This window comes from Paracidovorax avenae ATCC 19860, from assembly GCF_000176855.2.
Lineage (GTDB): Bacteria > Pseudomonadota > Gammaproteobacteria > Burkholderiales > Burkholderiaceae_C > Paracidovorax > Paracidovorax avenae.
Map to the genome: position 1 here is coordinate 1,707,055 of NC_015138.1, position 23,472 is coordinate 1,730,526.

Annotated in this window: 20 protein-coding genes; 9 read left to right on the forward strand and 11 right to left on the reverse strand. The window is 68.8% G+C overall.

The window, feature by feature from the left end:
- Positions 1 to 80 precede the first annotated feature (80 nt).
- Positions 81 to 2,291, reverse strand: a complete 2,211-nt coding sequence (locus ACAV_RS07540; protein ID WP_244875528.1) for a putative bifunctional diguanylate cyclase/phosphodiesterase — start codon at positions 2,289 to 2,291, stop codon at positions 81 to 83.
- A 239-nt stretch (positions 2,292 to 2,530) separates the two neighbouring features.
- On the opposite strand from ACAV_RS07540, the gene fumC reads away from it, so the two are divergent.
- Positions 2,531 to 3,916, forward strand: a complete 1,386-nt coding sequence (fumC, locus tag ACAV_RS07545) for a class II fumarate hydratase (protein WP_013593973.1) — start codon at positions 2,531 to 2,533, stop codon at positions 3,914 to 3,916.
- A gap of 12 nt (positions 3,917 to 3,928) precedes the next feature.
- Here the strand turns inward: fumC and ACAV_RS07550 are convergent, their stop codons facing one another.
- From ACAV_RS07550 to ACAV_RS24510, 8 genes are all read right to left on the reverse strand, one after another.
- Complete coding sequence (locus tag ACAV_RS07550; protein WP_013593974.1) at positions 3,929 to 5,149, reverse strand: DNA topoisomerase IB; 1,221 nt, start codon at positions 5,147 to 5,149, stop codon at positions 3,929 to 3,931.
- A 116-nt stretch (positions 5,150 to 5,265) separates the two neighbouring features.
- Positions 5,266 to 5,964 (reverse strand): response regulator, encoded by a 699-nt coding sequence (locus ACAV_RS07555; RefSeq protein ID WP_013593975.1) that lies wholly within the window; start codon positions 5,962 to 5,964, stop codon positions 5,266 to 5,268.
- On the reverse strand, positions 5,954 to 7,513 hold the full coding sequence (locus ACAV_RS07560; protein WP_013593976.1) for an ATP-binding protein: 1,560 nt from the start codon (positions 7,511 to 7,513) through the stop codon (positions 5,954 to 5,956). Before ACAV_RS07560 ends, ACAV_RS07555 begins: the two co-directional genes overlap by 11 nt.
- A gap of 149 nt (positions 7,514 to 7,662) precedes the next feature.
- Positions 7,663 to 8,700, reverse strand: a complete 1,038-nt coding sequence (proX, locus tag ACAV_RS07565; protein WP_013593977.1) for a glycine betaine/L-proline ABC transporter substrate-binding protein ProX — start codon at positions 8,698 to 8,700, stop codon at positions 7,663 to 7,665.
- A gap of 29 nt (positions 8,701 to 8,729) precedes the next feature.
- On the reverse strand, positions 8,730 to 10,091 hold the full coding sequence (gene proW, locus ACAV_RS07570) for a glycine betaine/L-proline ABC transporter permease ProW (RefSeq protein WP_013593978.1): 1,362 nt from the start codon (positions 10,089 to 10,091) through the stop codon (positions 8,730 to 8,732).
- Complete coding sequence (gene proV, locus ACAV_RS07575; protein ID WP_013593979.1) at positions 10,088 to 11,362, reverse strand: glycine betaine/L-proline ABC transporter ATP-binding protein ProV; 1,275 nt, start codon at positions 11,360 to 11,362, stop codon at positions 10,088 to 10,090. Before proV ends, proW begins: the two co-directional genes overlap by 4 nt.
- 525 nt (positions 11,363 to 11,887) lie before the next feature.
- Positions 11,888 to 12,499, reverse strand: a complete 612-nt coding sequence (locus ACAV_RS07580) for a TIGR00645 family protein (RefSeq protein ID WP_013593980.1) — start codon at positions 12,497 to 12,499, stop codon at positions 11,888 to 11,890.
- A gap of 55 nt (positions 12,500 to 12,554) precedes the next feature.
- The gene (locus ACAV_RS24510) at positions 12,555 to 12,701 is read right to left on the reverse strand and encodes a hypothetical protein (protein ID WP_013593981.1); all 147 of its coding nucleotides are present in this window, start codon (positions 12,699 to 12,701) and stop codon (positions 12,555 to 12,557) included.
- A 65-nt stretch (positions 12,702 to 12,766) separates the two neighbouring features.
- Between ACAV_RS24510 and acs the strand changes: the two genes are divergently transcribed.
- The gene (acs, locus tag ACAV_RS07585) at positions 12,767 to 14,761 is read left to right on the forward strand and encodes an acetate--CoA ligase (RefSeq protein WP_013593982.1); all 1,995 of its coding nucleotides are present in this window, start codon (positions 12,767 to 12,769) and stop codon (positions 14,759 to 14,761) included.
- A 178-nt stretch (positions 14,762 to 14,939) separates the two neighbouring features.
- On the forward strand, positions 14,940 to 15,404 hold the full coding sequence (locus ACAV_RS07590) for a hypothetical protein (protein WP_013593983.1): 465 nt from the start codon (positions 14,940 to 14,942) through the stop codon (positions 15,402 to 15,404).
- Positions 15,405 to 15,556: 152 nt separating this feature from the next.
- Here ACAV_RS07590 and ACAV_RS07595 read toward each other — a convergent pair whose 3' ends face one another.
- Positions 15,557 to 15,862, reverse strand: coding sequence for a c-type cytochrome (locus tag ACAV_RS07595; protein ID WP_013593984.1), 306 nt, complete (start codon positions 15,860 to 15,862; stop codon positions 15,557 to 15,559).
- A 119-nt stretch (positions 15,863 to 15,981) separates the two neighbouring features.
- Here ACAV_RS07595 and ACAV_RS07600 point away from each other — a divergent pair, with 119 nt between their 5' ends.
- Together ACAV_RS07600 and ilvD are read left to right on the forward strand one after the other, a co-directional pair.
- Positions 15,982 to 16,224: a TIGR04438 family Trp-rich protein gene (locus tag ACAV_RS07600; RefSeq protein ID WP_013593985.1), complete on the forward strand. Its 243-nt coding sequence runs from the start codon at positions 15,982 to 15,984 to the stop codon at positions 16,222 to 16,224.
- 129 nt (positions 16,225 to 16,353) lie between these two features.
- Complete coding sequence (gene ilvD, locus ACAV_RS07605) at positions 16,354 to 18,213, forward strand: dihydroxy-acid dehydratase (RefSeq protein WP_013593986.1); 1,860 nt, start codon at positions 16,354 to 16,356, stop codon at positions 18,211 to 18,213.
- 87 nt (positions 18,214 to 18,300) lie between these two features.
- Here ilvD and bfr read toward each other — a convergent pair whose 3' ends face one another.
- Complete coding sequence (bfr, locus tag ACAV_RS07610) at positions 18,301 to 18,780, reverse strand: bacterioferritin (RefSeq protein WP_013593987.1); 480 nt, start codon at positions 18,778 to 18,780, stop codon at positions 18,301 to 18,303.
- A gap of 220 nt (positions 18,781 to 19,000) precedes the next feature.
- Between bfr and ACAV_RS24515 the strand changes: the two genes are divergently transcribed.
- The 4 genes from ACAV_RS24515 to ACAV_RS07630 all read left to right on the forward strand — a co-directional run bounded on the left by ACAV_RS24515 (position 19,001) and on the right by ACAV_RS07630 (position 23,407).
- The gene (locus ACAV_RS24515; RefSeq protein ID WP_157768736.1) at positions 19,001 to 19,573 is read left to right on the forward strand and encodes a DUF3885 domain-containing protein; all 573 of its coding nucleotides are present in this window, start codon (positions 19,001 to 19,003) and stop codon (positions 19,571 to 19,573) included.
- A 535-nt stretch (positions 19,574 to 20,108) separates the two neighbouring features.
- Positions 20,109 to 20,936, forward strand: a complete 828-nt coding sequence (gene lgt, locus ACAV_RS07620) for a prolipoprotein diacylglyceryl transferase (protein WP_041829047.1) — start codon at positions 20,109 to 20,111, stop codon at positions 20,934 to 20,936.
- Between the two features lie 300 nt (positions 20,937 to 21,236).
- Positions 21,237 to 21,905, forward strand: a complete 669-nt coding sequence (locus ACAV_RS07625) for a GntR family transcriptional regulator (protein WP_013593991.1) — start codon at positions 21,237 to 21,239, stop codon at positions 21,903 to 21,905.
- Positions 21,902 to 23,407 carry a malonyl-CoA decarboxylase gene (locus tag ACAV_RS07630; RefSeq protein ID WP_013593992.1) on the forward strand — a complete coding sequence of 502 codons (1,506 nt, stop codon included), beginning with the start codon at positions 21,902 to 21,904 and terminating at the stop codon, positions 23,405 to 23,407. Before ACAV_RS07625 ends, ACAV_RS07630 begins: the two co-directional genes overlap by 4 nt.
- Positions 23,408 to 23,472 lie beyond the last annotated feature (65 nt).

The window sequence follows — 23,472 nt, forward strand, 5'->3', positions numbered from 1 at the left end:
GTGGGGATGCGTTGTAGGTAGGACTGACGGCGGTGATTATCGCGCCGCGCCCCGGCGAGGGGCGGGCGGGTCGTGGAACCTCAGGCCGGTACGTCCGCGGCCGGGCCGATCGCCTGCAGGTCGATGATCGAAGGGCTGAAGTCCGCCGCGCCTTCGGGCTTGTCGCCCACGGCCCAGGCGAGCAGCGTGTCTGCCGGCATGGGCCGGGCGAAGTAGAAGCCCTGCAGCTCGTCGCAGTGCATGGCCGCGAGGATATCGCGCTGGCCTTCCGTTTCCACGCCCTCGGCCACCACGCGCAGGCCCAGGGCGTGCGCCAGCCGCACCACCGCATCCACCACGGCGCGGGCGTCTTCCTGCTCCTCCAGGTCGCGCACGAAGCTGCGGTCGATCTTGAGCTGGCGTGCCGGCAGGCTGCGCAGGTAGTGCAGGCTGGAGTAGCCAGTGCCGAAGTCGTCGATGGACAGGTACACGCCGATGCGCCCCAGTTCCTCGATGGCCCGCTGGGTGGCGCGCGTGTCCTCCATCGCGACCGATTCGGTGATCTCGCACAGCAGGTGCGAGGCCGGCACGCCATGCCGCTGCAGGGCGTCGCGGATGCGGTCGGCGAGCCCGCTTTCTCGCAACTGGTAGGCCGAGAGGTTGATGGCCACGCGCATGCGCAGCCCGTCCCAGGTCCACGCGGCCATCTGCCGGCAGGCCTCCTCGATCACCCAGTTGCCGAGCTGCGCGATCAGGCCGAAGCGCTCGGCCACCGGGATGAATTCCACCGGGCTGACGTTGCCCCGCTCCGGATGCCGCCAGCGCAGCAGCGCCTCCACGCCGTTGATGCGGCCGCGCCGGGCGTCGATCTTGGGCTGGTAGTGCAGCGACAGCTCTCCGCGGGGGATCGCCTGCCGCAGGTCGTGCTGCAGCGACAGCTGGGCCGTGGCGTCGGAATCCATGTGCGACTCGAACATCGCGTAGCTGTTGCCGCCGGCCCGCTTGGCGGCATACATGGCGGCGTCGGCGTTCGCGACGAGCTTGTCGCGCTCGCCGTGGTCCGGATATACGACGATGCCGATGGAGCAGGCGATCTGCACCGTCTTGCCGGCCACCTCGAACGGCTGGCCCAGGGAGTTGAGCAGCCGGTGCGCCACCGCGAGGCAGTCGGCCGGGCCGTTCACGTTTTCCAGCAGGAGCAGGAACTCGTCGCCGCCCACGCGGGCCACGGTATCGCTCTCGCGGGCCTGCAGCCGAAGGCGTTCGGCGGCGCTGCGCAGGATCGCGTCCCCCGCCGCATGGCCGAAGGAGTCGTTGATGGGCTTGAAGCCGTCCAGGTCCACGAACATCACGCCCAGGCGCTGGCCGGCATCGCGGCGCCGCAGGCGGTCCAGGCGCAGCAGGGCGTGGGACAGCCGGTCCTCGAAGAGCAGCCGGTTGGGCAGCAGGGTCAGGGGGTCCGCGAAGGCCTGCTTCTGCAACTGGGCATTGGCTTCGGTGAGGCGGGCATTGCTCTCCTGCAGGGACGCGTTGAGCTGCCGCGCGGTGCTCTGCAGGCGCGCGTCCAGCACGGATGTGAACAGCGTGCTCAGCAAGAGCATGCCGGACGACAGCACCACCATGGCGGTGAGGCCGGGGCCGCCCAGGCCGTCGGCGCTCAGGCAGATCGCGCCTTCGGGGAAGGATGCGGCCGCCATGCCCGTGTAATGCATGCCGCAGATGGCGATGCCCATCACTAGCGCCGAGGCCGCCTGGTACCACGTCCGGCGCCGGTCCTGCCGGATGTGGATGAGCCACTGGAAGATGTACAGCGCGGTGGCCGACGCGAAAAAGGCCACCGCGATCGACAGCCCGACCAGCACCGGGTCCCACACGATGTCGATGGACATCTTCATGGCTTCCATGCCGATGTAGTGCATGCCGCTGATGCCCGCGCCCATGAAGGCCGCGCCGACAAGGATCTGCCACCGGCCGAACCGCGGCAGGCTGGCCAGTCCCAGCGCCAGGGCCGAAGCCAGCACCGCGGCGAGCCAGGACAGCATCGTGAGGCCGCCGGAAAAGCCCAGCACGATGGGCAGCTGGAAGGCCTGCATTCCCAGGAAGTGCATGGCCCAGATGCCCGTGCCCATCACCGCCGAGCCCGCGGCCCACCAGACCACGCCGATGTGACGCTGCGACACATGCACCCGGCGCGCCAGGTCCAGCGTCACGTAGCTGGCCAGCACCGCGATGGCGAAGGAGGCCGCCACCACCAGCGGATCGTAGCGCGATGGCATGAATGCGGTGACGGCGTAACTGGAGAGGGCGGACATGGTGGGTGGCCGCAGCATGCAGTGCGGTCCATTAGTGTATCGATTGGTTACAGACCTTGCAGGCCACCGGGGCTTGGCAGAAGGGGTCGGGATGAGAATCGTTCCGTTGGCTTATGCTGTGCAGCGAGGCTTCCTCGCCAGCGCGGCCCCGAAGAGAACGCGCCAGCTGTGGCCGGGGTGCACCCCACGCAGCGTGGCTGCACCAGTCTTCACACCTTCCATCCAGCGGAAATCCATCCATGTCCACCCGTACGGAACGCGATACCTTTGGCCCCATCGAAGTCCCGGCCCACCGGCTCTGGGGCGCGCAGACGCAGCGCTCGCTGCAGAACTTCGACATCTCCGGCGAGCGCCAGCCGCGCGAGATCCTCCATGCCCTGGCCCTGGTCAAGCGCGCCTCGGCCAGCGTGAACCACGCCCTGGGCCTGCAGGACGCGAAGAAGACCGAGGCCATCATCGCCGCCGCCGACGAGGTGGCCGCCGGCCAGCATCCGGACGAGTTTCCGCTCGTCGTCTGGCAGACAGGGTCCGGCACGCAGACCAACATGAACATGAACGAGGTGCTGGCCAACCGCGCGAGCGAGATCCTCGGCGGCGAGCGTGGCGAAGGCAGGGCGGTCCATCCCAACGACGACGTGAACCGCAGCCAGTCCAGCAACGACGTGTTCCCCACGGCCATGCACGTGGCGGCCGTGGAAGCGCTCACCCACCGGCTGCTGCCCGCCATCGCGAAGCTGCGAGCCACCCTGGAGAAGAAGGCGGCGGAGTTCGACGGCATCGTGAAGATCGGGCGCACGCACCTGCAGGATGCGACCCCCCTCACGCTCGGCCAGGAGATCTCCGGCTGGGTGGCCCAGCTGGCGCATGGCGAAAAGCATGTGCGCGACGCACTGCCCCATCTCTGCGAACTGGCGCTGGGCGGCACCGCCGTGGGCACGGGGCTGAACGCGCCCAAGGGCTACGCCGAGGGCGTGGCGAAGGAGCTGGCCCGGCTGACGGGGCTGCCCTTCATCACCTCGCCCAACAAGTTCGAGTCGCTCGCGTCGTGCGACGCGCTGGTGCATGCCCACGGTGCGCTCAAGACGCTGGCGGCCAGCATGATGAAGATCGCCAACGACGTGCGCTGGCTGGCCAGCGGCCCGCGCAGCGGCATCGGGGAGATCACGATCCCCGAGAACGAGCCGGGCTCGTCGATCATGCCGGGCAAGGTGAACCCCACGCAGAGCGAGGCCGTGACCATGCTGGCGGCGCAGGTCTTCGGCAACGACGTGGCCATCAACATCGGCGGCGCCTCCGGCAATTTCGAGCTGAACGTGTTCCGCCCGATGGTGGCCCACAACTTCCTGCAGAGCGTGCGCCTGCTCGCCGACGGCATGGTGAGCTTCAATGACCACTGCGCCGTGGGCATCGAGCCGAACCGCGAGCGCATCGGCGAACTGGTGGAGCGTTCCCTGATGCTGGTGACGGCGCTCAATACCCACATCGGCTACGACAAGGCAGCCTTCATCGCCAAGAAGGCCCACAAGGAAGGCACTTCGCTGCGCGAGGCGGCCGTGGCTTCGGGCCACGTGACGGGCGAGCAGTTCGACCAGTGGGTGGTACCCGGCAACATGGTGGGCCGCTGACGCGGCCGCCGCTCAGGCCGCCGCCTTGCGGCGGGTGCGCCGGGCCGCGGAGGCAGGCCGGGCGGCGCGGCCTTTCCTGTCGGCGCGCGCCCGGGCCCGGGCCGTGTCCTGCAGGAAGGCCATCAGCCGGCGCTCCACGGCGCTGAGGCCCCGGGCCCCGGCGGCGCGCTCGCCGATGCGCTCCCACACCGCCTGCATGCCGGGCCCTGCGTCCGACGCGAGCCGAGAGCCGAGTTCGAGAACGGCAGGGTGGATGTAGGACTTCTTGCACACCGCCGGGGTGTTGCCCAGCTGGCGCGCCACTTCGGCCAGGATGTGCTTGGCCGTCGCGACCGGGGCGCCCTCGGGTTGGGTGCAGGCGATGCGCGTGAGCTCCAGGGCCTGCGCCGTGCCGTGCCAGGTCCGGAAATCCTTGGCGGTGAAGCGCATGCCGCCACCCGGCGCGCTGTCGTCCGTGCCCGCGATCTCGTGCAGGTAGTCGTTCACGTCGCCGGAGCCCACGGTGTGCCGCGTGCCGTCTTCGTCCTCGTACTGGAAGAGCTCCTGCCCCGGCAACTGCTGGCACCGGCGCACCACGCGGGCCACGCGCGGGTCGTCCACGGTCGCCTGCTGCTCCACGCCGCTCTTGCCGCGAAAGCGCAGGGTCAGGGTGCTGCCGCGCACGCCCGCATGCCGGTTGCGCAGCGTGGTGAGGCCGTAGGAGCGGTTGGCAGCCGCGTATTCCTCATTGCCCACGCGCAGGAAGGTGGTGTCCAGCAGACGGACGATGGTCGCCAGCACCACCGCGCGCGAAAGCGCAGGCTCGCCGCGCCGCGGCTGTAGGTCGCGCGCCACGCGTGCGCGGATGCGGGGCAGCGCCCGGCCGAAGGCCTGCATGCGTTCGAACTTGGCCTCGTCGCGCTGCTGGCGCCATTCGGGGTGGTAGCGGTACTGCCGGCGCCCGCGCGCATCCAGCCCGGTGGCCTGCAGGTGTCCTTCGGGCAGAGGGCAGATCCAGACATTCGTGTAGGCTGGAGGAATCGCCAGCTTGCGGATGCGGGCGATCTCCTCCTCGTCCGTCACCCACTGCCCGTCGGGCGTGCGGAACCTGAAGTGCTTGCCGCGCAGCACGCGGGTAAGCCCCGGCAGCGTGTCGGGGTGGACGTAGCGCAGGCCGCCTGGCAGGCGCTCCGGCGGGGCGGGGCGGGGCCCGGCGTCGCGGGAACGGGCGGATGGGTCGGCGGGGAGGTACATGGACGGGCCTGTGTGCGGATCTGGGTCCATCACACACGGTTTTGCGCCGCGGCGCTGTAGGAAGCGCCAGGGCCCGCCGGTGGGAAAGAAGCGTGACGCGCAGGCGGCCGGCCCCGTCACTCCTGCGGCGGCTCCAGCGAGAAGCCCACGCCATAGACCGACCGGATCCATTCGTGGTCGCTGCCGTCGGCGGCGCGCAGCTTGCGGCGCAGGTTCTTGATGTGGCTGTCGATCGCGCGTTCGTTCACATCGAGCGTGTCGTCGTATGCCATGTCGAGCAGCTGGGCGCGAGAGAAGATCCTGCCGCTGTGGCTCGCCAGGGCTTGCAGCAGGCGGAACTCGCGCGGCGTGAGCGAAACGGGCGTGCCGCGCAGATGCACCTGCCAGAAGGCCTCATCGAGCACCAGGGGCGCGTCCTGCGCGGCCGGCGACGGACGGGCCGTGCTGCGGCGCAGCACCGTGCGCACCCGCGCGACGACCTCGCGGGGCGAGAAAGGCTTGCAGATGTAGTCGTCAGCGCCCAGTTCCAGCCCGATCAGCCGGTCCACCTCTTCCACCCGCGCAGTGAGCATGATGATGGGGCGGTCGGTGCGCCGGCGCGCCTGCCTGAGCACTTCCAGCCCATCCATGCCGGGCAGCATGATGTCGAGCAGGGTGAGGTCGGGCGGCGTGGGGCCGGTGAGGCGGGCGATCGCGGCATGGCCGTCGGCCACGTGTTCGGCCTCGAAGCCGGAATGCCGCAGGTAGTCCAGGACGACATCCGCGATGTCGGGCTCGTCCTCGACCACCAGAATGCGTTGGGGGTCATCGTTCATGGATGGGTGTCTCCAGCAAGGGCAGGGTGAGAAGAATGCGCAGGCCGCCCAGCGGCGAGGCCTCGGCGGTGATCCGTCCACCGTGCGCCTGCACGATGGCCCGGCAGATGGCCAGCCCGAGCCCGGAGCCGCCGGTGTCGCCCGCGGCGCGGGTGCGGGAGGCTTCGGCACGGTAGAGCCGGTCGAACACGCGCGGCAACTCCGGTGCGGGGACGCCGGGCGCCGTATCGTCCCATTGCAGCACCAGCCAGGCGCCTTCGCCCGCCTTGCGTTCGGTGCGCGCGGCGATGCAGAGCCGGCCGCCCGTTTCGGTGTAGCGCAGGCTGTTTTCCAGCAGGTTGAGGTACACGCGGTGCAGTTGCGCCGCGTCGCCCCGCACCACCGGCGGCGGGTGGCTGCCCGCGCAGGCGTCCACCGCCGACGTGTCCAGGGAGATGCCTGCGTTGTCGAAGCGCGCCTGCATCGAGGCCATGGCCTCCGACAGCAGGGGTAGCGGCTCCACGGGCTCCGGGGCCGTGGGCGTGGCGTCGCCTGCGGCGTCGAGGCTCGCGCGCAGGTCGCCCACCAGCTGGATCAGCCGCATCACCTGCCGGTGCAGGCGCAGTGCCGTCCTGTCGTCGAAGGTGCGTACGCCATCCTGTACGGCCTCGATCTCCGCGCGCATGGCCGCCAGGGGCGTGCGGAGTTCGTGTGCCACGTCGCCGATCCACTGGCGGCGCGAGGCTTCCATGTTCGCGAGCTGCTCCGCCATGTCGTTGAACGTGGAAGCGAGCCGCGCCAGTTCGTCGTCGCCCTGCACCGGCACGCGCGTGTCCAGCCGGCCGCCGGCCACCCGGCGTGCCCCGTGGACCAGCGCGCCGATGGGGGCCAGCCAGCGCCGCGCCAGCCACCAGGACAGCCAGAGCGCCAGGATGAGGCCGGCGGCGCCCGTCCAGGCGACGAACACCAGTTGCTCGCGCAGGAAGGCCTGGTCCGCCTCGGTCTCCACGTCCAGCGGCGGCAGCAGCACGAGCTGGCCGATGGCTTCGCCGCGGGGGCCGCGCAGCACGCGCCGGGCCGTGCCCTGCACGGGCTGGACGCCCGCGACCAGCTGGCGGTTGCTGTCGACCAGCCCCAGGCGGACCGACAGCGCGTGCTGGTTGGGATCGGGAGAAGGGGGCGCGGCGTTACCGGACGGCGCTCCGGCGGGGGACGGCGGGTTGCCGTCGCCGAATGCATAGGCATCCACATCGCATGTATCACCATGCCTTGCAGTTGGGGCGGGTCGGGAGGGCCCGAAGGTCGCCCGGGGCAGCGCAGCGCCGGGCTTGTGCATCTGGCGCCACAGCTCGGGCTGCGTGCGCAGGGTCTGCCAGCCGCCGTGCAGCACATAGACGCGTTCCAGTCGCTCCGCGAGCCAGTCCAGCCGGCCGAGTTCGATTTCTGCGATATAGGGACCCAGCCCCCGCTGCAGGCCCAGGCGGGAGAACCCCACGAACAGTGCCAGCAGCACGGCCAGCAGGACGCTGAGCGCGAGGAAGGCTTTGCTCTGCAGGGTCAGTCGTGGCATCGGTTCGGGCGGGGAGGCTGTGCGGGTCCAGGTTTGCCGGCGGGCGCGGGGCGCGACCGGGTATTTTTGTGTTCCTCCAGTATGGATGGGTTCGACTGTGCCCGCCGATTCAGGAGAAAAAATGGACCCGCTCCCCGCGGGCGCCCGCTTCAGTGGGCGGCCGCCTGCGCGATCCAGCCGTCGAAGGTCTGCTGGTGTGCCCGGATCCAGCCGTCCACGTGGCGCTCGATGTCGGCCTGCCGGTTCTGGCCCTGCTGCATGGCGAGGTTCTGCGCGTTGATGTCGGCCACCGGCAGTTGCATCACTTCGAAGAGCTTCGCCGCTGCCGGGTTCTTCTCGGTGAAGGCCTTGTTCGCCACGATCTTCTGCACGTTCGGCACGAAGCCGTAGTTCTTGCCGTCCGGCAGCTTCGTGTTGATGCCGGCCTGCTCGCCCGGAAGCGAGGAGCGGGGCACCTGCAGCCATACCACGTCCCGGCCGGGGCGCAGCACGCCGCTCACCCAGTAGGGCGTCCAGGTGTAGTAGAGGATGGGCTTGCCCTGCTTGTAGCGCGCGATGGTGTCGGCCATCAGCGCCGCGTAGCTGCCCTGCACGTGCGTGACCGTGCCCGCCAGGCCGAAATCCTTGAGCTGGTGCTCGATGACCGCTTCGCAGCCCCAGCCCGGATTGCAGCCCGTGAGGTCGGCGCGCCCGTCGCCGTTGGCGTCGAAGAGCTTCGCGAGCTTCGGGTCCTTGAGCTGGTCGATGTGGGTGATCTTGTACTGCTCAGCCGTCTTGCGGTCGATCAGGTAACCCTGCACCGCGTTGGGCGAGTAGGCCCCCTTGCGCCAGAGCTTCGCGTCGCCGCCGGCGTTCTTGTAGAAGTCGGCATGCAGCGGATCCCAGTGGTCGGCAATGAAAGTGGCGTCGCCGTTGGCGACCGCGAGATGGGCCGTGGCGTATTCGATTTCCTTGATGGGCTGCACGTCGTAGCCGAGCTTCTGCAGCGCGCGGGACACCAGCAGCGTCTGGAAGGTTTCCTCGGCATTGGAGCTTTGCAGCGGCTGCACGGAAATGCCCTTGCCGGGCAGGGATTGCGCGCCGGCAGGCAGCGCGGCCAGGGCCAGGGCGAAGGCACAGGCGGCGGCACGGGCGAATGCCGGCACGCCCGCCGGGGTAGGAAAGGAGCGTTGGAAAGTGATGTGCATGGGGTGAAGTGATTCCTGGATGGGGTGTGTCAGCGGGCGGCCCCCGCCAGCGCGGGCTCTTCCGCTGCGGGCAGGGCGGAGAAGGGCTCCGCGGTGGGGGTGCCGCCGCGGGGGGCTTGCCCCGGGGCGGGGCGCAGCGCGGTGAAGGCGGCCACCACCAGGCCAGCGGGGCCGGTCTGCCACCAGTGGCGTGCGCCACGCCGCGGCTGGCCCATGGCCTGCGTGAGGCGGTCCAGCGTGATCGCGAGCAGCACGATGCCCAGACCGCCCACGGTGGCCAGGCCCATGTCCAGTCGGCCGATGCCGCGCAGCACCATCTGGCCCAGGCCGCCCACGGCGATCATCGAGGCGATCACGACCATCGAAAGCGACAGCATCAGGGCCTGGTTGATACCGGCCATGATCGACGGCATGGCCAGCGGCAGCTGCACCTTCCAGAGCATCTGCAGCGGCGAGGCTCCGTAGGCGCGGGCGGCTTCCACCAGGTCGGGGCGCACCTGCCGCAGGCCCAGGTTGGTGAGGCGCACCAGCGGCGGCAGCGCGAACACGATGGTCACTACCACGCCCGGCACGTTGCCGATGCCGAAGAGCATCACCACCGGCACGAGGTACACGAAGGCTGGGGTGGTCTGCATGGCATCGAGCGCCGGGCGCAACAGGCGCTGTGCCCGGTCGCTGCTGGCCAGCAGGATGCCCAGGGGCAGGCCCAGCAGCAGGCAGAACGCCAGCGAGGTGAGCACGAGCGACAGCGTCACCATCGCCTCCTGCCAGATGCCCAGCATCGCCACCAGCAGCAGCGATACCACCGCGCCCAGGGCGAGCGCGCGGCCCGCGAACTGCCATGCCAGCAGGCCCACGACGGCGATCATGCCCAGCGTGGGCAGGCCGGTGAGCACCGACTGCACGCCGGCGAGCGTGGCGTCCACCGGTGCGCGCACGGCCTGGAATGCGGGCCGGAAGTGCTCCACCGTCCAGGTCAGGCCCTGGTTGATCCAGTGTTCCACCGGAAGCGATCCGTCCCAGAGCTGGGACAGGTGCAGGCCGCCCGCGGCCTGCGACGGATCGCCCGTGCTGGCCAGGGCGTCGTGAGGCAGCGTGGCACCGCTCGCGGACGCGTCGGGCGCGGCGTTCAGCCAGTCCGCGCCGCCGGCATCGGGCCCGGTGGCCGAAGAGGCGGCCCAGGGGTCTGCGGCAGGTGCGGCCGGGGGCGTGCCGGTGGCAGGGTCCGCCTGCGTGCCGAACGGAGCCACGGCGGCAGGGCCGTCGCCTGCTGCCGCCCAGGGGTTGGTGTCGGGCGCCGGAGCGGGATGGGCCTGGGCCACCTGGGTGGCCTGGAGGGCGTCGTTACCCGTCGTGGAGGTGGAGGAAGGAAGCGTCGGGGTGGCGGTCATGCGTGGCTCCTTGCGGGTTCGGATGCGGCGGAACGGGTCGCGTGCGCGGGGGACGGAACCGTCGGCGGCACGGGTGGGGTGTCGCGGTCCAGGAAGCGCAGCAGCGTGGTCTTGCTGACCACGCCCCGGAAACGGCCGTCGGGATCCACCACCGGCAGGGCGCACGGAGCCTGCGCGACCTGGCCGAACAGGTCGGCCACGGGGGCATCGGCCGGGATCGTGCCCACCTCCGGGATGAAGGCATGCTGCAGCCCCAGCGGACCCGAGTGGCCCTGCAGTGCCGCCCGCAGCGAATCGCCGGAGACGGTGCCCAGGTACCGCTGCGCGGGCGTGACCACGTAGGCGAAGTTGTCGTCATGCCCTTCGATGAGCTGCAGCGCGGGGCGGCAACCCCGGTCGGTGTGCTCGCGCACCACGGTCAGCCGCTTGCGCGCGATGTCGCCTGCCTTGAACACGGCAGCCGCGTCCACGCCGCGCACGAAATTGCGCACGTAGTCGTTGGCCGGATTGCGCAGGATCTCGTCCGGCGTGCCGACCTGCACCACGTGCCCGTCCTTCATGATGGCGATGCGGTCGCCGATGCGCATGGCCTCGTCGAGATCGTGGGAGATGAAGACGATGGTGCGGCGGCGGATCTGCTGCAGCCGCAGCAGTTCGCTCTGCATCTCGGTGCGGATGATGGGGTCGAGCGCCGAGAAGGCCTCGTCCATCAGCAGGATGGATGGATCGGACGCCAGCGCGCGGGCCAGCCCCACGCGCTGCTGCATGCCGCCGGAGAGCTCGTCCGGATAGCTCTGCGCCCAGGCGGCGAGTCCCACCTGCTCCAGCGCGGCAGCGGCCTGCTGCTCCCGCTCCGCGCGGGCCACGCCCGCCAGTTCCAGGCCGAACGCGGTGTTGTCGAGCACGGTCATGTGGGGCATCAGGGCGAACGACTGGAACACCATGCTGATGTCCTTGCGGCGCAGCGCCCGCAGGGCGCGGTCCGGCAGCACGTTGATGTCGGAGCCTTCGACCAGGATGCGCCCCGCGGTGGGCTCGATGAGGCGGTTGAGCATGCGCACCAGCGTCGATTTGCCGGAGCCCGACAGGCCCATGACGACGAAGATCTCGCCGGCCTCGATGGTGAAGGTGGCGTCGAAGACGCCGATGGACTGGCCGGTGCGCTCCAGGATCTCCTGCTTGCTGCAGCCCTGGCGCACGAGTTCGAGCGCGGTATCGGGCGCGTCGCCGAATACCTTGAATACATGGTCGATGGTGATTTGCTTGGCCACGTCGTGGGTCCTCCCTCGGTCGGAACGGGTTGAACGAACACGCCCGGCGGCGATCCTGGGCACAGGACCGCCTTCCGGGCACGGGGCCGGTCTATCGGCTGCAACCTGATGCGGCGGCCCCGCGCGGCGCCGCGAAAAAAGCATGCGCCTGCGTTGCCGGAAAAAAGGTGGGCGGTGGCCCGGGGTTTGGCCCGCATGGCACGCAGGAAGGTGCGCAAGGGCGAGGGGCGCCCGGCGGAGAGGTCGGGGCTGCGAGGACTCCGCCGGTGCCCCGTGGGGCATCAGGGCCGGAACCGGCCGTGGCGCCGGCGGACCACAGGCAAGGCTGCGGCGGCGCCGACTCAATGATCCGGGCCCTGCTGCACTCCGCAATGGGAGGATGGGACCGGATTACCTGCACTGCAGGTGGTAAAACACCCACAAAGTGTAAGCATTCGGTGTTTTTGAGTCAAAACACCGGTTTTTACGGATGTGTTATTCGCGAGCGCGACCGTGGCGCCCCACGCGCCGGCCGCACGGCGGGCTTCAGTGCTTTTCGTGCGAGACGTGCAGCAGCCGGTCCGTGTAGGCGATCGCGATGGCACTGGCCAGGAACGCCACGTGGATGATGGTCTGCCACATCAGCACCTTGGTGTCGTAGTTGGCTGCGTTGATGAAGGTCTTGAGCAGGTGGATCGAGCTGATGCCGATGATGGACAGCCCCAGCTTCACCTTGAGTACCGAGGCGTTGACATGGCCCAGCCATTCGGGCTGGTCGGGATGGGTGTGCAGGTTGAGCCGGCTCACGAAGGTTTCGTAGCCGCCCACGATCACCATGATGAGCAGGTTCGAGATCATCACCACGTCGATGAGCGCCAGCACCACCAGCATGATCACGGTCTCGTTGAGCGCAACGACTTCCACGCCCGGCTTGTAGCCGATGCTCGTGACCAGCGCCTGCAGCGCAGGCTGGTGGCCGAAGGCGGCCTCCACGAGGTGCCAGAGCTCCACCAGGAAGTGCCATACGTACACGCCCTGGGCGACGATGAGTCCGAGGTACAGGGGCAGCTGCAGCCAGCGGCTCGCGAAGATGAGCGAGGCGAGCGGGCTCAGGGCAGGGCCCTGCGGGCGCGGGGCAGAGTCTTGGGGGAAGGCCATATCGGTGGGGAAAAAAGTGGTGGAAACCGGGGAGCGGGAAGGTCGCGGCGGAATTCTAGGGCTTGCCGTCGAGCCGGCGGTCCGTGGGGCTGCTGCCCTGTCCGGGCGGGTGGAAGCGCCCGCTGCGGCGCCGTGCCGGGAGTAGCATGTGGGCCGTGCCGGTGGCGGGCTGCGGCCCCATGCGGGCGTGCGTCAGTGGCATGTAAGTGGGCCCCCTGAAAGTACCGGCGAAAACCTGTTCCAACGACTCCCAGGAGACACAAGCAAATGAGTGCGTCATCGTCCACGATCGAATCCGTGCTGGTGGAAAACCGCGTCTTCCCCCCGCCCGCCGCCTGCGAGAAGGGTGCGCGCATCTCCGGCATGGCCGGCTACGAGGCCCTGTGCGCCGAGGCCGAACGTGATTTCGAAGGCTTCTGGGCACGCCTGGCACGCGAGAACGTGCAGTGGACCAGGCCTTTCACCCGCACGCTGGACGAGTCCAACGCCCCGTTCTTCCAGTGGTTCGCCGACGGCGAGCTGAACGCCAGCGCCAACTGCCTGGACCGCCACATCGGTACGCCGGTCGAGAACAAGACCGCGATCATCTTCGAAGCCGACGACGGCGCCGTCACCAAGGTCACCTACAGGGAGCTGCTGGAGCGCGTGGGCCGCTTCGCCAACGCGCTCAAGGCCGAGGGCGTGAAGAAGGGCGACCGCGTGCTGATCTACATGCCCATGACCATCGAGGGCGTGGTGGCGATGCAGGCCTGCGCGCGCATCGGCGCCACGCACAGCGTGGTGTTCGGCGGCTTCTCGGCCAAGGCGCTGCAGGAGCGCATCATCGACGCGGGCGCGGTGGCCGTGGTCACCGCCAACTACCAGATGCGCGGCGGCAAGGAACTGCCGCTCAAGGCCATCGTCGATGAAGGCATCGCCATGGGCGGCTGCGAATCGATCCGCAGCATCCTCGTCTTCCAGCGCACCGCCACGGCCTGCAACATGGTGGCAGGCCGCGACAAGACCTTCGATGAAGCCCTGGCCGGCCAGAGCGCCGAGTGCGCGCCCGTGCCTGTCGGCGCGGAGCATCCGCTCTTCATCCTCTACACCAGCGGTTCGACCGGCAAGCCCAAGGGCGTGCAGCACTCCACCGGCGGCTACCTGCTGTGGGCCAGGCTCACGATGGACTGGACCTTCGACCTCAAGCCCGAGGACGTTTTCTGGTGCACGGCCGACATCGGCTGGATCACCGGCCACACCTACGTGGCCTACGGCCCGCTCGCCGCCGGCGCCACGCAGGTCGTGTTCGAGGGCGTGCCCACCTACCCGAACGCCGGCCGCTTCTGGCAGATGATCGAGCGCCACAAGGTCTCGATCTTCTACACCGCGCCCACGGCCATCCGCTCGCTCATCAAGGCGGCAGAAGCCGACAAGGCGGTCCACCCGTCCAGCTCCGACCTGTCCAGCCTGCGCATCCTGGGCAGCGTGGGCGAGCCCATCAACCCCGAGGCCTGGATGTGGTACCACAAGAACGTGGGCGGCGAGCGCTGCCCCATCGTGGACACCTTCTGGCAGACCGAGACCGGCGGCCACGTCATCACCCCGCTGCCGGGCGCCACGCCGCTGGTGCCGGGCTCCTGCACGCTGCCGCTGCCCGGCATCACCGCCGCCATCGTCGATGAATCCGGCAACGACATTCCCAACGGCACGGGCGGCATCCTGGTCATCAAGCGCCCCTGGCCCAGCATGATCCGCACCATCTGGAACGATCCGGAGCGCTTCAAGAAAAGCTACTTCCCCGAAGAGCTCAAGGGCTACTACCTGGCGGGCGACGGCGCGGTGCGCAGTGCCGACCGCGGCTACTTCCGCATCACCGGCCGCATCGACGACGTGCTGAACGTCTCGGGCCACCGCATGGGCACGATGGAGATCGAATCGGCCCTTGTCTCCAAGACCGACCTCGTGGCCGAGGCCGCCGTGGTGGGCCGCCCCGACGACCTGACCGGCGAGGCGATCTGCGCCTTCGTGGTCCTGAAGCGCCCGCGCCCCACGGGCGACGAGGCCAGGGCCATCGCCAAGGAGCTGCGCGACTGGGTGGCCAAGGAGATCGGACCGATCGCCAAGCCGAAGGACATCCGCTTCGGCGACAACCTGCCCAAGACCCGCAGCGGCAAGATCATGCGCCGCCTGCTGCGCTCCATCGCCAAGGGCGAGGCGATCACGCAGGACACGAGTACGTTGGAAAACCCCGCGATCCTGGACCAGTTGGCGCAAGCCAACTGATCCAGGAGGGCCATCGCAGATGGCCCGGCGCGCAGCAACTCGCTGGCGCGTCCTGTAGGACGGAATCTGTTTCGCCGGCCCCGCGCCGGCGGGATGGCCATGGCCGGGTTACAACCGGGTGCCAACGCCGCCGCGTCCCTCGCGGCGCTGCGCCCGTCACCCTCCCCGGAGAACAACCATGGCCTTCCGATCCATCGTCATCCTGCTCATCGTCGCGGCGATTGCCGTGCTTGCCGCGCTCAACTGGGGCACCCTGGCCACGCCTTCGGCCATTTCGCTCGGCTTCACGTCGTTCCAGGCGCCCCTCGGCCTGCTGATGCTGGGGCTCACCGTGCTGCTGGGCGTTTTCTTCATCGCCTACGTGCTGTCGCTGCAGGGCTCCGTGCTGCTGGAAACCCGCCGCCACGCCAAGGAGCTCCAGGCCCAGCGCGAACTGGCCGACCGGGCCGAGGCCTCGCGCTTCACCGAACTGCGAACCTTCCTCGAATCGCAGCACCAGCAGGGCCAGGCCGCGCTGCTGGCGCGCATCGACGTGCTGGAATCGCATGTCGCGGCCCGTGTACAGGAGTCCGACAACGCCACGGCGGCGTATGTGGGCCAGCTCGAAGACCAGTTGCGCACGCGCCGCGATCCGGTGCTGTGAGCTGTCCGGCAGGGCGTTCGTCCCGCTGCCGCACCACACCAAACAAAAAGCCGCCCGGTCCGGGCGGCTTTTTCGTTCGCGCCGGGCGAGCACGGCTGGAGGGCGGCGATACGGCAGCCACCCTGCCGTGGCTGCCTGCCGCGGAAGACCGGTTACTTGAGCGACAGCACCCAGGCCGCCAGCTTCTTCGCGTCGGCTTCATTCACCTGGGAGTTGGCCGGCATGGGCACCGGGCCCCACACGCCGGAGCCTCCCTTCATGATCTTGGCGGCCAGCTTGTCCACGGCATCCTTCTGGCCGGCGTACTTGGCCGCCACGTCCTTGTAGGAAGGGCCCACGAGCTTCTTGTCCACGGCATGGCAGGCCATGCAGTTCTTGGCCGTGGCCAGGGCCTGGTCGGCCAGGGCCGGCGTGGCAGCGGAGAAGGCCAGCAGGAGGAGGGGGAGCGTGCGCTTCATGGGGGGCTTTCGTGTGGGTTAGTATGCGGCTCAATGAAATTGTAGTGGGCGGGGTTGACGTGCCGTGGCGGTCTGTTCCGCTGCCTGCCCGCGCCACCCCTGCCGGAGTTGCCACCATCATGTATACCCTGGGTCTCGGAATCCTGCTGGTCGTGCTCAAGTACCTGGAGATCGGCCCGGTCGCGCAGTGGAGCTGGTGGTGGGTGCTGTCGCCGTTCGCCGTCACCGCGGCCTGGTGGGCCTGGGCGGATGCCACGGGCTACACCAAGCGCCGTGCCATGGAGAAGATCGACCAGCGCCGGCAGGACCGCATCGACCGGCACAAGGAGGCCATGGGTGTGAAGCCGCGCCGGCCCCGTTGAGGGCCCTGGCCGGTTCCGGGCGCCTGCCGCCGGGGCGGAGATAGGCATGCCGCCCGGCGGGGGAAGGCACTGGAGGATAATTCCGCGTCGCCGAGCGACCGCCTCCTTCCAACCTTTCTCCGACCCACGATGCCCGCATACCGTTCCAAGACCTCCACCGCCGGACGCAACATGGCCGGTGCCCGCTCCCTGTGGCGCGCCACCGGCATGAAGGACGAAGACTTCAGCAAGCCGATCATCGCGGTGGTGAACTCCTTCACCCAGTTCGTGCCCGGCCACGTGCACCTGAAGGACCTGGGCCAGCTCGTGGCCCGCGAGATCGAGGCCGCCGGCGGCGTCGCCAAGGAGTTCAACACCATCGCGGTGGATGACGGCATCGCCATGGGCCACGATGGCATGCTGTATTCGCTGCCCAGCCGCGACATCATCGCGGACTCGGTCGAGTACATGGTCAACGCGCACTGCGCCGATGCCATGGTCTGCATCTCCAACTGCGACAAGATCACGCCCGGCATGCTGATGGCCGCGATGCGGCTGAACATCCCCGTGGTGTTCGTCTCCGGCGGCCCCATGGAGGCCGGCAAGACGCGCCTGGCCAATCCCGTCACCAAGACCATCGAGTTCAAGAAGCTCGACCTGGTGGACGCCATGGTGATCGCCGCCGACGACAAGTATTCCGACGCCGACGTGGCCGAGGTGGAGCGCTCCGCCTGTCCCACCTGCGGCTCCTGCTCGGGCATGTTCACCGCCAACTCCATGAACTGCCTGACCGAGGCGCTGGGCCTGTCCCTGCCCGGCAACGGCACCGTGGTGGCCACGCACGCCGACCGCGAGCAGCTCTTCAAGCGCGCCGGCCGCCGCATCGTGGAACTGGCACGCCAGTACTACGAGCAGGACGACGAGCGCGTGCTGCCGCGTTCGGTGGGCTTCAAGGCCTTCGAGAACGCGATGACGCTGGACATCGCCATGGGCGGTTCCACCAACACCATCCTGCACCTGCTGGCCATTGCCCAGGAGGCCGGCATCGACTTCACCATGGCCGACATCGACCGCCTCTCGCGCGTGGTGCCGCAGCTGTGCAAGGTGGCGCCCAACACCAACAAGTACCACATCGAGGACGTGCACCGCGCCGGCGGCATCATGGCCATCCTGGGCGAACTGGACCGCGCGGGCCGGCTGCACACCGATGCACCCACCGTGCACGCCCCCACGCTGGGCGATGCGCTGGCGCAGTGGGACATCACCCGCACGCAGGACGAGGCCGTGCGCCATTTCTACATGGCAGGCCCGGCCGGCATCCCGACGCAGGTGGCGTTCAGCCAGAACACGCGCTGGCCCAGCCTGGACCTGGACCGCGCCGAAGGCTGCATCCGCTCCGTCGAGCATGCGTTCTCGAAGGAGGGGGGGCTGGCCGTGCTGCGCGGCAACATCGCGCTGGATGGCTGCGTGGTCAAGACGGCTGGCGTGGACGAATCCATCCACGTGTTCGAGGGCTCGGCCCATGTGACCGAGTCGCAGGACGAGGCCGTGGAGAACATCCTGGCCGACAAGGTGAAGGCGGGCGACATCGTCATCGTGCGCTACGAAGGCCCCAAGGGTGGCCCCGGCATGCAGGAGATGCTCTACCCGACCAGCTACATCAAGTCCAAGGGCCTGGGCAAGGCCTGCGCGCTGCTGACCGACGGGCGCTTCTCGGGCGGCACCTCGGGGCTGTCGATCGGCCACTGCTCGCCCGAGGCGGCGGCTGGCGGTGCCATCGGCCTGGTGCGCAACGGCGACCGCATCCGCATCGACATCCCCAACCGCACGATCGACGTACTGGTCTCCGACGAGGAACTGGCCCGTCGCCGCGCCGAGCAGGACGCCAAGGGCTGGAAGCCCGCGAAGCCGCGTCCGCGCAAGGTGTCGGCCGCGCTCAAGGCCTATGCCAAGCTGGTGATGTCGGCCGACAAGGGCGCCGTGCGCGACCTGTCGCTGCTGGACGACTGAGCCTGCCGCCGCGCTCCGGTCGAAAAAAAGCCGCACCGGCGACGGTGCGGCTTTTTCATGGGCAGACCGCTGCGGATGCGACCGGGATCAGGGCGTGTCGGAGGCGGTCTGCGACTGCAGGTAGTTCTGCAGGCCCACGCGGTCGATCAGGCCCAGCTGCTTTTCCAGCCAGTAGGCGTGGTCTTCTTCCGTGTCCTTGAGCTGCGCCAGGAGGATGTCGCGGCTCACGTAGTCGCGCACGCCCTCGCACAGGTGCACGCCCGTCTGCAGGGCGGCGCGCACTTCGTATTCGGTGTCGAGGTCCTTGCGCAGCATCTCGGGCACCGTGGTTCCGGGCGTGAATTCGCGGGGGCGCATGTCGGGCAGGCCTCCCAGGAACAGGATGCGGCGCAGCAGCGCGTCGGCGTGCTGGGTCTCTTCCTCCATCTCGTGGTTCAGGCGCTCGTAGAGCTTCACGAAGCCCTGGTCCTCGTAGATCCGCGAATGGATGAAATATTGATCGCGTGCGGCCAGCTCGCCGCGCAGCAGATCCTTGAAGTAGTCGATGACCTGTGGGTTGCCCTGCATGGTGTGCTCTTTTCCTTGTTTTTGTCAGGCAGGGAGTATCGCGCCGTTGCGTGACTTTGTCGTGCTGGCGCGCAAAGTCCCCGGGCTGGCGGTATGCATGCGTACAGTGATCAGAATCGTTCGCGTTGGGCGGTATTCATTGCATCATCCACGGGCATCTTTTCCTCTGTGGCGGTGGTGTCGGGCGGCTGCTGTGCGAAAACCACCGTCTTTCTAAAAAATGGTTGTCGATCCGCTTTCCTGGTGGTTGTCCGCGTTCCCGCATATTCCCCCGGTCGGGCATCTGCTGCGGGGTGACCTTGCCGCAAGGTGGACGCGTTTCCATTCGCTGCCCGGGTCAAAGCGGTATCCGGACAATGAATCGGACTTTGCAGAACTGCTGATGCGGCACCTAGCTGTTGCGGGCGAGTTGTTCACCTCCGGCGAGACGATCTATGTATACCGATGCCACCAAGGAGAGCCCAGGTTGAAGGGCCGCAGTCGCCACCAGATCGTGGGGCGCCAATTGAGAGATCACACCATCCGATTTCCTGCTGTGGAAAAGCCCATGCTCAATGAGGACTACTACTTCGTCCGTGCCCTGGCCACCGTTTGGAAACCCGATTTCTTCGAAGTGCTGACCCGGAAGGTTGCCCGCTGGGAACTGGCGGGCATCACATTCGTTTCGCCGCGCAGCGGAAACCTGTACTGTCCCTACGATGGCGGCATGGACGTGTTCTGTTTTTCCCTGAAACCATCCCGGCTCGAAGAGCGGTTTCGCACGTGGATGTCCGAGCATGAGAGCCGGCTCTGACTCCGTTGGCGCGCACGTGGCCGCCAAGTCCTCCAGGGCTGTAGCCGTGTCCGCCGCGGCGCTGTTGTTTTCCATGGGGTGGACGACCGTGGCCGTTGCCGCAACCGCGCCGTATCCACTGGACTGGCCCCATGCTGGGGAAACGCTCATCTATCACTCCTGCGGGTGCGCCGATGCCTGCTGGGTGGCCGAAGTCCGGGACGCCCGCACTCGGGCGCTGAAGGCTCGCCTGCGATGCGGGTGCGAGACGCTGCACTACCAGCCGGCTTCGCATGCATCCGAAGCGATCCTTCCGGGTGGTTGCGAACCCATCAATGGCAGCCGCGACAAGCCCGCGGCGATCCGCGAGCGGCTGGAGCAACTGCGGGGCACTCACAGCCCGCCACAGCGGCCGGCGTCTCGCTGAGTGCATACCTGCTCATATCTTCATGCAGGCGATCATCGCCAATTGGCGGATGGGGCGATGCGCCTGCGGCGGCCCCTGGACGGGGGCTTCTGCCGCAGGCCCGACGCGGCGGGCACAATACCGCCCACCATGCTCATGTACCCGCATATCGATCCCATCGCCCTGCAGATCGGGCCGCTCGCCATCCACTGGTATGGCCTGACCTACCTGGCCGCGTTCGGCCTCTTCATGTTCCTGGGCACGCGCCGGCTGCGGCACGAGCCTTATGCCTCGCTCACCGGCGCGCAGGCCTGGACCCGCAAGGACGTGGAGGACATTCTGTTTCTGGGCGTGATGGGCGTGGTGGTGGGCGGGCGCCTGGGCTATTGCCTGTTCTACAAGCCCGGCTACTACCTGTCGCATCCGCTGGAGATCTTCTACATCTGGCAGGGCGGCATGAGCTTCCACGGCGGACTGCTGGGGGTGATCGCATCGATGGTGTGGTTCGCGCGCTCGCGCCACCGGCCGTGGCTGCAGGTGGCGGATTTCGTGGCACCCTGCGTGCCGACGGGCCTTGCGGCCGGGCGCGTGGGCAATTTCATCAATGGCGAACTCTGGGGACGGTTCTGCGACCCGTCGCTGCCCTGGGGCATGGTGTTCCCGCAGAGCGGCTCGATGCTGCCGCGCCATCCTTCGCAGGTGTACCAGTTCCTGATGGAAGGGCTGCTGCTGTTCGTGCTGCTGTGGCTGTATGCGCGGCGCGAGCGCCGGCAGGGCGAGGTGGCGGCGGCGTTCCTCGTGGGATACGGGTGTTTCCGCTTCATCGCCGAATATTTCCGCGAACCGGACGCGTTCCTCGGCATCCTGTCGCTCGGCATGAGCATGGGCCAGTGGCTCTGCGTGCCGATGATCGTCGCCGGGGTGCTGCTGTGGGCGTGGGCACGGCGGCAGCCGGCGCGCGTGGCGCCGGCGCACTGAAGGATTCCAGCACGGCCCGAAAGCCAAGGGGAAAAGGCCGCTGTAGCGTATCGGAGCGGGAACCCGCCCCCGGCTCGGTACGCATCCCCTGGCTGACGGCGTTCGCCGTGTGCTGCCGCCGTTGCGCTGCGCACATCACTGTGTCGTACAGGCAACGGATCGGACCCGGGTGAAAGTCCTACATTGGGGCTCTGTTGCATCCGCTCATAATTATGAAAAATTACGGCAAGGTCACCGAAGCTGAGCAGGTGCCTCGCCGGCTCTTCGGTTCCTTGAAAGGCCTTCCCGGGCACTCGTTGTATGCGCACATCGACCGCCTCTCTGCACGACAACGTCGCAGAACGCCTGCGCGAGCAGATCTTTGCAGGTGAGTTCGCGCCGGGCACCTTTCTGGACGAAACCGCGCTGTGCGAGCGGCTCGCCATCTCGCGCACCCCCTTGCGCGAGGCGCTGAAGGTGCTCACGGCCGAGGGCCTGCTGCGCCACGAGCCCCGGCGGGGCTGTTTCGTGGCCGAGGTGACAGAGCGGGACCTGGACGAGATCTTCCCCGTGATCGCGTTGCTGGAGGGCCGCGCCGCGCACGAGGCGACGCTGCGCGCCGGCATGGCCGACGTGGCCGCGCTGGAGGTGCTGCACGAGCGGCTCCAGGAACATGCTGCCGCCGGCCGCATCGCCGAGTACTACGCGGCCAACCATGCGATCCACGAAGCCTTCATCGTGCTGGCCGACAACCGCTGGCTGGCCCAGGTGATCGGCGACCTGCGCAAGATCCTGCGCCTGGCGCGGCTGCAGCAATTGCATGCGCCCGGCCGCCTGCAGCAGAGCCTGGCGGAGCACCTGGCGGTGTTCGCCGCGCTGCGGCGCGGGGATGCCGAGGCCGCCGAGCAGGCCATGCGCCACCATCTTCTCGCGCAGCGCGTGGCGCTGCGCGACATTGCCCGCCACCACCACTCCAGGATCGCCCCATGAATGCCGCCTCCGAATGGATCACGCGCAGTGTCGCCCGCCTGCGCACCGAAGCCCCGATCGCCGACCTCGATGCCGCGGGCGCGGCAGGAGGTGGCCGCCCGCCCGCTGCTGCTGCCCCGGCCCCGGCCCCGGCCCCTGCGCCGGCCAAGGCACCGCCGCCGCGTTCCACGTCCGAGCGCATGGCCGCCACGCTGCGGCGCGCGAACGAGGCCCTGTCCCCGCGCGCTCTGCGCCGGCTGCTGGCCGACCTGCAGGCGGTCGCGGCGCCGCAGGCCAGCGAGGTGGAGGGCGGCCGGCAGGCCGAGGCCGTGGCCGCCTGGTATGCGGAGGCCAAGCCCGAAGAGCGCCGCGACATGTGGCTGTTGATGTGCGAGCAGTTCGCGCCCGATGCCACGCGCTTCAAGTCGGCGCAGAAGCGCTACGAGGCTGCAGCCGGCACGGAAGACGAGGCGCACGCGGAAGTCCATCTGCGCCGCGCCCTGGTCTCGCCGCGCACGCGGCTGCTGCAGCGGTTCGCGGTGTTCCCGCAGGGCATGCGCTTCCTCGTGGACCTGCGCGCGGAACTGCTGCCGCAGCTCAAGGGCGACAAGCGGCTGCTGCCGCTGGACGCGGAACTGGAGCAGTTGTTCTCCACGTGGTTCGACGTGGCCTTCCTGGAGCTGCAGCGCCTGTCGTGGGATTCGCCGGCGTCGCTGCTGGAAAAGCTCATCAAGTACGAGGCCGTGCACGACATCCGCAGCTGGGCGGACCTGAAGAACCGGCTCGACAGCGACCGCCGCTGCTATGGTTTCTTCCACCCGCGGCTGCCGAACGAGCCGCTCATCTTCGTCGAGGTGGCGCTGGTCAACGAGATTTCGGACAGCATCACGCCGCTGCTGGACGAGGATGGCGCGGCCGTGGACATCGCCCGCGCCAACACGGCGATCTTCTATTCGATCAGCAACACGCAGACGGGCCTGCGCGGCGTGAGCTTCGGCGATTCGCTCATCAAGCATGTGGTGGAGACGCTGTCGGCCGAGTTCCCGCGGCTGCGGACCTTCGCCACGCTCTCGCCGATTCCGGGTTTCCGCGCATGGTTCGGCAAGCACTGCGCAGGCATGCTCGAAGCCATGGACGACAAGCGCCGCACCGAACTGGGCCGTGCCATCGGGGCGGAGGCGCCGCAGGCCGCGCAGGTGATAGCCGCGGCAGAGAAGGCGCTGGAGCTGCCCGTGAAGTCGCCGCTGCGGCAGTGGCTGCTGCACTGCGCGGCTCGCTACCTGGGGCGCGAACTGCAGGACGGCCGCCCCGTGGATGGGGTGGCGCGCTTCCACCTCGGCAACGGGGCGCGCGTGGAGCGGCTCAACTGGGCGGGGGACCCGTCGTCCAAGGGGCAGAAGCAGTCGTTCGGCCTCATGGTGAACTACCTCTACGACCTCAAGCGCATCGACAAGCACCGGGCGCTCCTGGCCCAGGGCCGCGTACCGGTGTCGGGAGACATCGACAGCCTCGCCCGCGGCTGAGCCCTGCGGCCGGCCGTGCCGCCCCCTTTCGGATATCGGATCGACGAATCACCACAACGACGACA